This window comes from Pristimantibacillus sp. Z349TD_6, from assembly GCF_056173205.1.
Window position 1 is genome coordinate 2,690,221 of the sequence record NZ_CM149662.1, and the last position, 12,584, is coordinate 2,702,804.

Below are 12,584 nucleotides of genomic sequence, written 5' to 3' on the forward strand. Positions count from 1 at the left end.
CAAGCGAACATTGAGCCCAGTGTTATAGAGGTCCCATCACCGTCACAAACTGCCGTTTCGGAGCCGGATCACATTGACATGGATTGGGTTATCATACCGGGTGGTTCTTTCGAAATGGGAACAATTACTAGCGAAGGGTTTCCAAGCGATGGGGAAGGTCCGGTTCGGAGGGTGGAACTCGAAGCCTTCAAAATCTCGGCTTGCGCCGTGACGAACGCGCAGTTTCGGGCATTCGTGGATGCAACCGGATATCGAACTGAAGCAGAAAGCTATGGATGGTCATATGTCTTCCATTTGTTGGCATCAGACGAAACGAACATCAGGGTTAAGAATGTACCTCGGCAAGTCCCATGGTGGCTTGTCGTTGATGGAGCAAATTGGAATAACCCGGAAGGATCGGATTCGAGCATTGAGGGTCGTATGGATCATCCGGTCGTTCATGTCTCTTGGAACGATGCCGCGGCGTTCTGCTCCTGGTCCGGGACAAGACTGCCGACGGAAGCGGAATGGGAATATGCGGCACGAGGTGGTTTACAGGGCAGAACCTATCCTTGGGGAGACCTGCTCAAGCCGGACGGCAGGCATATGTGCAATATTTGGCAGGGAAAGTTCCCAATTAAAAATAATGCAAGCGATGGTTATATCGGTACTGCTCCTGCTCAGTCGTTTGATCCGAACGGTTACGGACTGTATAATATGGCAGGCAATGTATGGGAATGGTGTGCGGATTGGTTCAGTCCTGCCTATCATCGACAAACGTCTTCAGTTAATCCACGATACATACAGGATACAGGCAAAAGGTCGATGAGGGGCGGCTCGTATCTGTGCCACCGCTCCTACTGCAACCGCTACAGGGTAGCGGCGAGAAGCGGTAATACACCAGACAGCTCAACGGGCAACATGGGCTTCCGCGTGGCCGCGGACCTAGTCCCTAAAGTAACTTAATGGCTATCGAAACGGAATAAATGGAGTATCTTAATACCTCACGGTAACGGTGAATATTACACCATGTGATCATGGAGTTTAAAATCACGGTTGACCGGAGGTTTTTTTGTCGTCACTCTTGTGCTGAAACGTTCGGCGCGAAGGTGGGCCTTCTGGGAATTTTATCTAATAATTCAACTGAAAAATATCATAACTGATTACCAGAGGTTGGCGCTGGAGAATGAGAAGGGTATCGATCTAATTCAGGGTTATTTTTTCAACTGTTGGAGCAATGGTCAAGTCATCATAATCGAGATGAAAGATAGAGCCGCTTGCTTCTGAAAAAAGTCCATTAGCATAATCATAAAGTTTCCCATTAGGCCATGTTATTAAGCTCCTATGAAGAATAATGGAAAGGTATATCTCGGGTTGGATATATGAATTTGACAAATATTACATATACGTAGTAAATTAAGTTAAGTGCTTAACTACTTTTTGGTGGTGACTTTATGAAAGAGTTGCAAGAATACATTCATGATTTACCTTTACATTCGCTCGCTTTTTTTTCCTTAGTTGAAGTAACGGCAAATTTAGTCGATGTATCGGAAAGATATTGGCAATCCAAAGGTTTGAATGGTGCTAGAATTCGAATTTTGGTTGAAATTATGAAGGAAGGAGGTACGATACTACCCTCGATGCTCGCTAAGAAAATTGGCGTAACCAAACCAAATATTAGTCTTTTGCTTATCCCGTTAGAAAATGACGGATTAATTCACCGAGCAAGCCATCCTATGGATGGTAGAAAAACGGTGATTTCAATAACAAGTGAAGGCCAGAGCCTCCTGTTGAAAAACTTACCTGAAAATCGTCAAAGGATTGCCGAAAAAATGAAAGTGCTGGAAGAGCATGAATTGAGACAACTCCTTGTTTTATTAAATAAACTACAAAGAAAGTGACATTTTTTAGGTATTTGGTTAAGTGCTTAACTAAAATTATAGCAGAAAGGATGAAATTTGATGTCGATCGTCATTACAGGTGCCAATGGTAAATTAGGAAGTTTAATTATCAAGCAACTCCTTCAGAAAGTTTCGGCAGATCAAATTGTTGCCTGTGTTCGGAACCTTGAGAACGCCAAAGAATTTCTTGAGCAAGGAATTGAAGTGCGTCTATGTGACTACGATAAACGTGAAACTCTTGATCAAGCATTTACCGGAGCTTCTAAGCTATTATTAATTTCAAGCTCTAATAAGGATGATACCATTAGGTTGCGTCAACATGCGCATGTCATAGAAGCTGCGAAAAAATCGCAAGTGGAACAACTCCTATTTACAAGCTTTGCTTTTCTAGGAAATGGCTCAATTCCACCCACTAATTTGTACTTGGCTACTGAGCAGGCTATTCTCACATCAGGAATTCCACATACTTTTCTCAGAAATTCTTTATATACTGATTTTGTTGGAGTACTTGGTTTGGATACTGCCATAGCTACAGGTGAACTAAGCATTTACCCCGGAGAGTGGAAATTTAATACTGTGACACGTAAGGATCTTGCTTTAGGAATAGCAGTAGTTCTCTCCGAACCAGGTCATCAGAATAAGACATATGAACTTACTGCACCTCGTCCTTGGACCTTCACTGATCTTGCGATAGTTTTGTCTGAACTTTCAGGTAAACCCGTTTCAATCCGTCAAGATCCTCAGATCCAAAACTGGATATATGGGTTTTTAGGCAAGATTAATACTTCCTCGACCTCAGCAGATTTGGAAAGAATAATTGGTGGTCCAGTCACTACATTGAAAGAAAGTATTAAGCAATTTATTACAACTTGAAAAGTTCCTAATATAAGCCAATTGGCAATATCAGATGAAGAAGATCTTTGTTATATGCTTCATCATTTGATTTAAGGCTTTTGTATGGAGAGTAGGTTTAGAATTCTAGTTCGAGGTCGCATTTGCTCTTCTGTTATGAAGTGGTTGCGGTTTGTTGTGGGTTGCGTAGGGTAGACGAGCCACTATAGGAATGTAATAATTGACTTTAAGCGAATTGATATTTAAAATTTTAAAGGGAAAAATGTTTACATTTAGTGAAGTTAAAGAAACGAGAATAGGAAATGAGGTTTAAAATGAAGAAAGAGAATAAACAGACAGCAGTATTGGTCGCGGTGCTGAGAGGACTCATCGTTGTCATCGGTGCTTTTATTACGGCCTATGGCCTTGAGGCAGTATTAATTCCGAACAACGTATCGGACGGCGGCGTGACGGGCCTTAGCATCGTAGGGTCGAATCTATTCGGGTTGCCTTTGGGACTTCTCATTGCGATTCTGAATATACCGTTCGTATATTTAGGGTATAAACAGATTGGAAAAAGCTTCGCGATATATTCCGTGATCGGTATTGCTTCACTGGCCGTGGGTACCGTCGTTATGCACCATATTACTCCGATTGTAGAAGGCGATACGCTCCTCGTCACCGTTGTCGGAGGCATCATTATCGGTTTGGGGATGGGTCTTGCTCTTCGGAACGGCGGCGCGCTGGATGGCATTGATATGTTGGCGGTATTGCTTTCCCGGAAGCTTCCTTTCGGTACAAGCGATCTTATCTTATTCCTGAACGTATTCGTATTTATCGTCGTCTCGACGGTATTTGGCTTACAGGGTGCTATATTATCGGGTATTGCTTATTTTATAGCTTCAAAGGTGATACATATCGTCGAAGAAGGCCTCAGCGGAGCTAAAACGTTTAAGATCATTACCAAGCATCCTGAAAGCATGATTGAAACGATTCGCGATCGCTTGGGTCGCGGCGCTACGTATAGTGTGGTGCAAGGCGGCTATTCAAATGAGCATTTTAAAGAAATCACATGCGTCATTAACCGTCTGGAAGAGCGAAAAATGAAAGAAATTATTCGTGAGATTGACGAAAATGCTTTCATCATGGTGTACGAGGTTGCTGAAGTAAAAGGTGGCAGCTTTAAGAAAAAGGACATCCACTAAAATATTTCAAAGGCGACATTCTGGGAATGAGTTCGGTACTGTACCGGGCTTATTCCTTTTTATTTTGCCTTCACTAGCTCATTTCGAATTCGGTGATTGCCTTAGCGCCCTTGTTAATCTATTGTCCAAAAGAATTTTTTTAGTGTGAAAAATAATAGGCTCTTCGATTGTATTACTAATGTAAGGGCGAGATCAGACACAACGAATGAAATATTTAAATTTTAACTAAAAACTCTACGAGGTGAAAGAAATGAAAACAAAATTCAAAATGATTACTATGTCCACTATTACCGCATTATCATTAACCTTTGTAGGTCACAGCTATGCAGCTGCCAACCCTTTCTCGGATATAACGAATATCGCGGTAAAGGATAAAATTGTTGCCTTACAAGAACAAGGCTTAGTCCATGGTATTTCAGACGACTTATTTGCCCCGAATGACACCATCACAGCGGCACAAGGCATTCAGCTTATCGTTAATGCTGCGAATCTGAATCTAGATCTAGTAAGATTCCTTGTAGAACCTAAAGCTACGGATTATTTCAAAAACGCAGACAACAATGCTTGGTATGCGAATGCCTTAATTACGGCAAGCGTTAATGGAGTCGTACTGCCAGCCGATCTGAATCTTAACAAGAAATGGACGCGTGAAGAGTTCACGCACCAGCTTATTAGCACGATTGAAACGCATAGCAATCTTCCAAAGATTAAGCTTGTTCCTGCCCAGATTAACGATAGCACGGATATAACCGTTGATTATGATGGATCCATCCAGCGGGCGCTAGCTTATAACGTAGTGAAACTAGATGAACAAGGGAACTTCCATCCTAAAGCTGAAATCTCTCGTGCTGAGGCAGCAGAACAAATCTACAATGTACTCGAATACATTAAGGCACATCCTGCACCATCGCCACAAACAGATCAAGAATTAGAAACAAACTCAAAAAGATCACCATCGTCAACAAGTCCACAAATACCAGGAACAAAATAAGATCTACAAAATCGGTTTTCTCAAAATGATAAAGCGATCTCCCTAATTATGGGGGATCGCTTATTTTGACTTTAATGAGTATTAACTTTATTTTAAGTGAGTGTTCCTCTTTGGAGCTCGCTTCATGGAACGATTCTCCTTCGATAACGATTTTAGGCAGACTCTGACCATTTCTTGTATGAGCTGTTATATGGATTCCGACCCAAGAGATTGGTTTGCAGGAGGGGACAAAGCGGGGGCGAATTTCGTCCCCAAACGTCGGATGCCATCCGATTAGAACCTATGGTTTTATAAGGCGAAGAGATAATTGATGAAAAAGGCTGATGAAAATCATCGGTCTTTTTATAATCTAAATGACGGAGTGCAGGGAAATGTCATTAATTGTTGAATTTAGGATAATGAGAGATGTATTGAAAGGGTTGAATTTCTTGATTGATGTGAAATATTTTTTTGATTTGTGTGTAGATGCTGAGCAAAACTATGAAATATATAAAAATGCGGCTGTAGGACGGATAGATAGGAAAGAATATACGCTTAACAAGCGATATGATTTTGAACCATTCTGGTTTGAACGAAATAGCCAGAAGAGAGGACGCATATCGAAGAAAGAATCGGAATCCTACTATGGTTTTGATGACAGAGGAAGAATAATAGTTTCAGCATGTGATGGGATGAAAGATACCCATGGTTATACAGAATATGATGATTCATTTATTCTAACAAGAGTGTATACGAATGGTAAAATTGATTCGATAAAAAAATACAAAATCGAGGATGACCGGCCAATTAGCTGTGTAGAATTTATTGTACGTCATGGATTAATCGTTGAAGATTCTTGGTATCGTTTTGAAGAATACATATATGAGAATGAAAGACTTTCTTGTGTTCATCATCCTCAGTTTAGCGGGAAAAGAGGTTATGAATCTAGAGTAAATACGTTTTTTGAATATGATACTACTGGAGTTTTATACAAAGTACTTGATAATCAACAAGGTTTACTATACATCAATATCTCCAAGCTTGAAGCTGTTTATTTACGTGAAATAGTTAAGAAGGGATTAATTGCAGAAACAGTGTCAGTATTTGATCGTATTCGCCAACAATTATCGGGAGAACGACTTTGTTTTGTAGCGATATATTTACATGGTGAGCCCTCTGGTTTATATGATCCAATATACCATCCAGGTCTCGAAAAAATTAGAATGGAGCAACTTGAACAGAACAAAGGTCTACATACATTCTGGAATTCTGGAGAGCATCCAGGTAATTATCAGGTTTCTATAAACAATAGTGAATTGCTTGAAAATTTAAGAAAACTCATCAACTATTGGGGTGTTAAAAGTAATTGGTGGGTGCAAGGAAAGAAATTTTGGCATGAGGTTGCTTATGCTATAAACGAGCTTGATTGGTCAGAGTCTATTCCCATTACAGACGATTTCATTGTTTATGTGGATTGGGAAGGATTGGATGTATCAAAGGGAGGACTTCTTAACAGCATTCCATATCATAAATTAGAAATTTTGAGAAAGAAAGGATTGCTAAAAAAATCTAAGGGTATTCACGTCTAAATTTCAAAATAAAACAACATAACCCTCTAAAGTGAGGTGTAACATATTGGAACGTGAAGATGCAATTCAACATATTATCAAAAATATGATTAACATAATGCCCAATACATTACGGTATGAAGTATTGTTAAACTGGTGGGGAATCGATCAAGAAGATGCTGTTTTTAACAATTTACCGGATTTGCTTAAGTATGAAATATTGAATTCTGAAGAACCACCAGAGTATGTAATGGATGATAGATACAATTCACTTATTATCGAAGCACTAAAAGTAAAATATATTGGAGTTAGGAATGAATTTTTATCTAAAAAAATATCAGAGATATTATACACTAGTCATGTGGTAGAGGGAGTGCAAGAGGAGCTAATAACCTGTCCTTGTTGTGAATATAAAACGCTTCCCCAAAAAGGCGAGTATGACATATGTCCAGTATGTTTTTGGGAAGATGATGGAAACACAGACCTACAATACTATAGTTCTCCTAACCACATGTCTCTTGCACAAGCACGTGTGAATTTCACTAATTTTGGTGCAGTGAACAAATTGTCGTTACAATTTCTTGAAGCAGATAGGCTTGAGTTGTATAGTAAGTGGAAATATGACTGGCCTTGAGGGATGAAACCTTCAAGGTTTTCTTTTTATCCAGACTAGTGTCGAGAAGCAGGGGGAGAATGTCCCCAAAAGAACCTTTTTTTTCCACACCTGTGTGATATTCCTCTGAAATATCAGTACGCTCATAAGGTTTAGTTGTAAATTTCATATTTTTATTTATTTAAATATTTATTTAAATAATTTTGTATTTCAACAGATGCTGTCGCATTTAATTTTATATAGTTCTCTACTCTATTATCTTTATCACCGTAAGATATTTTTGTGTAAATTGTTTTGTATACATCTTTGGTTTCTAAATCAATTTTGTTCTTATCTAAAATAAATGCTCTGCCCAGTGTTGCCCCAAGGGCGTCGCCAGTAGGTGCTATTCCTATAGGCATATCATTCAGTGTATTGGATTGGTAAACAGAACTTGTATTTAATTTATCAATCATTTCTGGTTCAAGATAGAAAGACATTATAAGATTTTCCATCCTTATTGTTGTCTTTTCTATGAAAATTTCATAATGATAATTTGTTAAACGTGCGTATTAAAAAGTCTAAAGAGTTGTTGATTAATTCCGATAAAAAAAGTATATGAAATTGCTCCTCTAGAGGTAGAGTATCGGAAATTGGTTTAGTTTTATAAAAAATCAAGGAATATACCCGTGTTAGCTCGAATGAATATCACAATAAAGTGAAAATGTTTTAGTAGCTTATTTCCTAGTGTGAATAAAAATACTCCATTAATGAAGAAGAGGTGCTTAAGATGACAGTAAATTCTATTATTAAGCCAAGCCCGAAACAGCTCGAGTATCAATCCTGGGAGTTCGGATTATTTGTGCATTTTGGTCTACGAACGTTTTATGAAGGGTACGTAGATTTTGATCCAAGAGGCATGTCCCCCGAGTTGTTTAACCCGCAGCAATTGGATTGTGAGCAATGGATCCGTACGGCGAAGGAAGCTGGAATGAATTATGCTGTACTTACGGCTAAGCATCATGATGGGTTTTCTAATTGGCCGTCGAAGTATAGCTCGTTCTCTACGAAACAATCGCCATGGAAGGATGGTCAGGGTGATGTTGTTCGGGAGTTTATAGAGGCTTGTCGAAAATATGATGTAAAGCCTGGTTTATATTATTCTCCTTTTGACGGATCTGCGGATTTCTATAACCAGGATGCAAGCGCTTACGATGATTATTTTGTAAATCAAATTACAGAGCTGCTAGGTCAATATGGAGAGATTGATATTTTGTGGTTTGACGGTTGTGGCTCGGAGGATCATGAATATGATTGGAAACGGATCATTGGAGAAATTCGTCGCCTTCAACCGAATATTTTAATTTTTAATATGGGAGATCCTGATTTCCGGTGGGTCGGGAATGAGGATGGCATTGCGCCGATTCCTTGTTGGAATGTTGTGGATTCGCTTGAGTTTTCGATCATGACCGAGGAAAAGGAAGCATTGACAGATAAGCTATGGCTGCCTGCGGAATGTGATGTGCAGATGCGAGCGAATTGGTTTTATAGCGATAGCGACGAGCATACGATCAAAAGTCTCGATCAGCTCATGGGCTTATACTATTATTCGGTAGGGCGCGGTACGAATTTGCTGCTGAATATCGGCCCCGATAGACAAGGCTTGCTGCCTTCGAAAGACACAAGCCGACTCGCTGCAATGGGCGCAGAAATTCGAAGAAGATTTGACAGCCCCATCGCGACCTTGGAGCAATGTACTCACAACCAGAATGAATGGATTTATGAGCCTGCTCATCCACATCTGATTGATCATATTGTTATTCAAGAGGATTTATCTTCTGGGGAGCATATTCTCAATTTTCAAATCAATATTATGACAGAGAAATCGCATCGTACCATAACGGTATATGAGGGACAAAACATTGGTCATAAGGCTATTGTACGAATTCCGCCTGTTAAAGTTCGAGGCGTCTCTCTAACCGTGACAAAGTCGCAAGGCGAGCCAACTATTAAGGAGCTATCATTTTATTATGTTGGGGAGATTCGGAATGAATAAAGCATTAAAGTTTCGTACAGACGGTACATTCAAAATAGTCCAGTTTTCTGATACCGAGTATATGGATGATGCCGCTGACCTAAATGAGCGAACCGCTGACATGATGCGAACCGTCATGGAGACGGAGCAGCCTGATCTTGTTGTATTTGCAGGTGATGTCATTGGCAGTTTGCGCTGCAGCAATCCAGAGCAGTCATTCCGAGATGTAGTATCAACTATAGAAGCGATGAAAGTCCCGTGGGTTGCTATTTTCGGCAATCACGACTCGGAAGCAGGAATTACAAAGGAACAGCTTATGGAAATTCAACTGAGCCATAGCTATTGCGCCGCTGAACGGACGGCTGAGCATGTCAGCGGTGTAGGCAATTATGCGTTGAGCATACAGGGTAGTGATGAACGTTACGCGGCAGCTTTATACTTTTTGGATAGCGGCAGTTATTCTGCCTTGCCTCACATTCATGGATACGATTGGATTCGTAGAGATCAAATTGACTGGTATGCGGCACAATCGAAGGCATTCACCGATCAGAATGGAGGACAACCTATTCCTTCCCTAGCTTTCTTCCATATTCCATTGCCAGAGTATCAAGAGGTATGGGATAAGTCTGAGTGCCATGGCGAAAAAAGAGAAGAGGTTTCTTGCCCTCGTATTAACAGCGGTTTATTTTCCGCAATGGTAGAGATGGGCGATGTTATGGGGACCTTTGCAGGGCATGATCACGGAAATGATTATTCGGGCGAGCATCATGGCATTCGCCTTTGTTATGGACGCTCTTCAAGCTATATTATATGGGATACGGATATTCCAATTGGTGCAAGAGTGATTGAATTGCAACAGGGATCCAGAACGTTTGATACTTGGCTGAGATTAAGTGATGGATCGGCTCAGCAGCGCTCGATAGGGTAATATTTTGAAACCGTCAATAAACGTTAGAATTTGTTATAATGGATAACAAGCGTTATGTTGGCCTCCACTCACAGCGGTGGAGGTTTTTTCATGCTACGAATCCCTTAATAGGTATTTATTATATAAAACATAAATTAGGAGGAAATATGTCCTGGAGCAAATTGAAGCAACAGCTTGAGAGTTTTCTATCTCCTGCTTTACTTGGCAGGTTCGAATATCGTGCAACCAGCTATCGTTATTCACCTGACAAAGCAGGTCAATGTTATATTGCGGTAGATAAAAAGAACGTACTCAGTATGAGTGATAGCACTACTTTAATTAGATGGTATCAGACGGAGCTGGAAATTAAGAATGATTCAGCTATCGAAATTCCTATCAACCATGAAGAAATTGAAGCGGTGAGAAAAGATACCAATGGGAAAGTTCCTGAGGATCGTCTAAAAGTAATGGCAAGAAGCAGAAAACTATCCGAATATGCTAAGGAAATTTTTTCAGCACAATCATCATTAAGTAAATCAAATTTTGTCGTTGTCGCTAATAAGTTTTTATCCACTTCTATAGAGGAAAGCCTAGAGAGCAACGATATTTTATTAAATATTCTAGCTTTGGTGGACAGACGAATTGGGAAAAAGCGGCTTTTAAACATGACCGAGAAGATGAAGTTAAAGCATCCTATTGTGCAGTATTTTTATGAACTAAGGCTTAATACGTTATGAGAATAAGTAACTCACTCACATCTAGTCACCGGCGAGCTCTCTATACTGTTTCGGGGTTATCTCTGTTTCCCGCTTAAACAGGCTGCAAAACTGCGCATCCGTCGAAAAGCCGCATTCCATCGCGATAACCGATATTTGCAATGGGGTATGCCTAAGCATTGTTTTGGCATGCTCGATCCTACGCTGCAAAATATATTGGCTGGGAGATAACTTGATCTTCTCTTTGAACAAATGACGAAACCGGTCATAGCTATAACCAGATTGGTCGGCAAGAGCTTGGAAGTCGATTTTCTGCGTATAGTACTCGTCGATGAAAGCCTGAGCGAATCGGATAATGTCATGACGGTTATCTGGTTCTTGGGCAGGATGAGCCCGCAGCACCTCCAAATATAAGCGCGAAATCAAATTATCGAGCAATTGCTTATAGAAGGGTGGCTTATCACGAAGCTCTTTTGCCATCATCTGCATGAGGCCAAGAATAGGCCTTGACGGGGAATCCTGGTAGATTCCTTCTTTCAAGGGAGGATAGACGGTGCTGGTGAATCCCGTAAACATAACCTTCGACGGTTTGCCATGCCGTTCATCGTGAGGCGTGCAGGGTGCGATTATCGCATAATCACCTGCCTTGAAAACATGTTCGGCATCCCCGATTCGAGTTGTCCCCTGACCGCAGTCGTAATAAACCAGCTCATAACACTGATGGTGATGCATTGCAATATGCTCATGCTTCGTTCTCGTTTCTTGATAAAAGAAATCCAATGAGGCTGCCATTCATAGCTCTCCTGTCATCGTAGCCAATTCGTGATATAGAACGACCGTATGATGCTACTACAATATTTAAATTATTTATAAAATGAATTCATTATAGCATGGCTGAAAAGCCAATTCATTATATAAATGGAGGTTGATGATATGGGTCTAGATTTCGAAGCATTGCCCGTAGATGAGCTGGTTCGCAAGTTGGAGGCACCGGGTAGTAGAGTTAGGATGGTGCTCGATACGGATACCTTTAACGAGATCGACGACCAATTTGCGGTTATTTATGCTCTATTGTCACCAGAAAAAATAGAGCTTCAGGCTCTATATGCAGCACCGTTCCATAATGAGCTCTCTACGGGGCCCGATGACGGGATGGAAAAAAGCTATAAGGAAATCATTCGCATTCTTAAGCTAATGAATCGAGAGGATGTCCCCGTCTATCGCGGCTCCGAAGCTTATTTGCCTACTGATAGCTCCCCGATTCGCAGCGAGGCAGCTCTAAACCTAGTAGAACGCGCAATGGCAAGCGATAAGAATGATCCATTATATGTAGTCGGTATCGGTGCCATTACGAATATTGCGAGTGCCATTCTGCTAGAGCCGCGAATCATAGAGCGCATCGTTGTAGTCTGGCTGGGAGGCCATGCTCTGGATTGGCCTGACACTCGCGAGTTTAATCTCGAACAGGATCTCCATGCATCGAGAACCGTAATGAACTGCGGAGTGCCTTTGGTCCTTATCCCATGCATGGGAGTCGCTTCAAACCTTCGTACGACACTATCGGAGGTTAGAGATTATGTAAAGCCTTCCGGCGCAATTGGAGAGTACCTCTATGAGACGTACAAAAACTGCAAGGATGATCATTTCGCCTATTCCAGGGTGATATGGGATATCTCGGTTATCGCATGGCTGAATCAGCCCAAGTGGGTTCCTTCGCGGCTTATTCCAAGCCCAATCATTTCCGAGGACTTCCGCTGGAGCACGGATAGCACAAGACATTTGATACGCTGTGCAAGCTATATTGACCGTGACGCGGTATTTCAAGATCTGTTCTCCAAGCTTGCTCTAAGCAAAGTGGAATAACAAGAGTTGAAGGCTAG

General features: G+C 40.9%; 13 protein-coding genes. 11 read left to right on the plus strand and 2 right to left on the minus strand.

The features are described from left to right. Positions 1-78 precede the first annotated feature (78 nt). The 7 genes from AC0VYE_RS11185 (at position 79) to AC0VYE_RS11215 (ending at position 7,088) form a co-directional block, all read left to right on the plus strand. Positions 79-945 carry a formylglycine-generating enzyme family protein gene (locus AC0VYE_RS11185; protein ID WP_475449535.1) on the plus strand — a complete coding sequence of 289 codons (867 nt, stop codon included), beginning with the start codon at positions 79-81 and terminating at the stop codon, positions 943-945. 488 nt (positions 946-1,433) lie between these two features. Next, positions 1,434-1,880 (plus strand): MarR family winged helix-turn-helix transcriptional regulator, encoded by a 447-nt coding sequence (locus AC0VYE_RS11190; RefSeq protein ID WP_475447917.1) that lies wholly within the window; start codon positions 1,434-1,436, stop codon positions 1,878-1,880. A gap of 60 nt (positions 1,881-1,940) precedes the next feature. Further along, a complete protein-coding gene (locus AC0VYE_RS11195; RefSeq protein WP_076269479.1) occupies positions 1,941-2,753 on the plus strand; it encodes an NAD(P)H-binding protein in 813 nt (270 codons plus the stop codon). A 293-nt stretch (positions 2,754-3,046) separates the two neighbouring features. Continuing rightward, complete coding sequence (locus AC0VYE_RS11200) at positions 3,047-3,916, plus strand: YitT family protein (RefSeq protein ID WP_441912466.1); 870 nt, start codon at positions 3,047-3,049, stop codon at positions 3,914-3,916. Positions 3,917-4,166: 250 nt separating this feature from the next. After that, the gene (locus AC0VYE_RS11205) at positions 4,167-4,907 is read left to right on the plus strand and encodes an S-layer homology domain-containing protein (protein WP_475447918.1); all 741 of its coding nucleotides are present in this window, start codon (positions 4,167-4,169) and stop codon (positions 4,905-4,907) included. A 371-nt stretch (positions 4,908-5,278) separates the two neighbouring features. Beyond that, positions 5,279-6,475: a hypothetical protein gene (locus AC0VYE_RS11210; RefSeq protein WP_475447920.1), complete on the plus strand. Its 1,197-nt coding sequence runs from the start codon at positions 5,279-5,281 to the stop codon at positions 6,473-6,475. A 46-nt stretch (positions 6,476-6,521) separates the two neighbouring features. After that, positions 6,522-7,088 carry a CPCC family cysteine-rich protein gene (locus AC0VYE_RS11215; protein ID WP_475447922.1) on the plus strand — a complete coding sequence of 189 codons (567 nt, stop codon included), beginning with the start codon at positions 6,522-6,524 and terminating at the stop codon, positions 7,086-7,088. Between the two features lie 152 nt (positions 7,089-7,240). On the opposite strand, the gene AC0VYE_RS11220 is transcribed toward AC0VYE_RS11215, so the two are convergent. After that, positions 7,241-7,546, minus strand: a complete 306-nt coding sequence (locus tag AC0VYE_RS11220; RefSeq protein ID WP_475447924.1) for a hypothetical protein — start codon at positions 7,544-7,546, stop codon at positions 7,241-7,243. Between the two features lie 290 nt (positions 7,547-7,836). Between AC0VYE_RS11220 and AC0VYE_RS11225 the strand changes: the two genes are divergently transcribed. The 3 genes from AC0VYE_RS11225 (at position 7,837) to AC0VYE_RS11235 (ending at position 10,725) form a co-directional block, all read left to right on the plus strand. Continuing rightward, on the plus strand, positions 7,837-9,102 hold the full coding sequence (locus AC0VYE_RS11225) for an alpha-L-fucosidase (RefSeq protein WP_475447926.1): 1,266 nt from the start codon (positions 7,837-7,839) through the stop codon (positions 9,100-9,102). Then, positions 9,095-10,009, plus strand: a complete 915-nt coding sequence (locus tag AC0VYE_RS11230) for a metallophosphoesterase family protein (protein WP_475447928.1) — start codon at positions 9,095-9,097, stop codon at positions 10,007-10,009. Before AC0VYE_RS11225 ends, AC0VYE_RS11230 begins: the two co-directional genes overlap by 8 nt. Before the next feature lie 146 nt (positions 10,010-10,155). After that, entirely contained in the window at positions 10,156-10,725 is a 570-nt protein-coding gene (locus AC0VYE_RS11235) for an SF0329 family protein (RefSeq protein WP_475447930.1), read from the plus strand. Positions 10,726-10,746: 21 nt separating this feature from the next. On the opposite strand, the gene AC0VYE_RS11240 is transcribed toward AC0VYE_RS11235, so the two are convergent. Next, positions 10,747-11,496 (minus strand): helix-turn-helix transcriptional regulator, encoded by a 750-nt coding sequence (locus AC0VYE_RS11240; RefSeq protein WP_475447932.1) that lies wholly within the window; start codon positions 11,494-11,496, stop codon positions 10,747-10,749. A 141-nt stretch (positions 11,497-11,637) separates the two neighbouring features. On the opposite strand from AC0VYE_RS11240, the gene AC0VYE_RS11245 reads away from it, so the two are divergent. Then, positions 11,638-12,567, plus strand: a complete 930-nt coding sequence (locus AC0VYE_RS11245) for a nucleoside hydrolase (protein WP_475447934.1) — start codon at positions 11,638-11,640, stop codon at positions 12,565-12,567. Positions 12,568-12,584 lie beyond the last annotated feature (17 nt).

Coding starts and splice junctions, on each gene's coding strand:
- AC0VYE_RS11240 (WP_475447932.1), bottom strand. CDS start 11,496: ATGGCAGCCTCATTGGATTTCTTTTATCAAGAAACGAGAACGAAGCAT.
- AC0VYE_RS11185 (WP_475449535.1), top strand. CDS start 79: ATGGATTGGGTTATCATACCGGGTGGTTCTTTCGAAATGGGAACAATT.
- AC0VYE_RS11225 (WP_475447926.1), top strand. CDS start 7,837: ATGACAGTAAATTCTATTATTAAGCCAAGCCCGAAACAGCTCGAGTAT.
- AC0VYE_RS11195 (WP_076269479.1), top strand. CDS start 1,941: ATGTCGATCGTCATTACAGGTGCCAATGGTAAATTAGGAAGTTTAATT.
- AC0VYE_RS11245 (WP_475447934.1), top strand. CDS start 11,638: ATGGGTCTAGATTTCGAAGCATTGCCCGTAGATGAGCTGGTTCGCAAG.
- AC0VYE_RS11235 (WP_475447930.1), top strand. CDS start 10,156: ATGTCCTGGAGCAAATTGAAGCAACAGCTTGAGAGTTTTCTATCTCCT.
- AC0VYE_RS11200 (WP_441912466.1), top strand. CDS start 3,047: ATGAAGAAAGAGAATAAACAGACAGCAGTATTGGTCGCGGTGCTGAGA.
- AC0VYE_RS11230 (WP_475447928.1), top strand. CDS start 9,095: ATGAATAAAGCATTAAAGTTTCGTACAGACGGTACATTCAAAATAGTC.
- AC0VYE_RS11220 (WP_475447924.1), bottom strand. CDS start 7,546: ATGTCTTTCTATCTTGAACCAGAAATGATTGATAAATTAAATACAAGT.
- AC0VYE_RS11210 (WP_475447920.1), top strand. CDS start 5,279: ATGTCATTAATTGTTGAATTTAGGATAATGAGAGATGTATTGAAAGGG.
- AC0VYE_RS11205 (WP_475447918.1), top strand. CDS start 4,167: ATGAAAACAAAATTCAAAATGATTACTATGTCCACTATTACCGCATTA.
- AC0VYE_RS11190 (WP_475447917.1), top strand. CDS start 1,434: ATGAAAGAGTTGCAAGAATACATTCATGATTTACCTTTACATTCGCTC.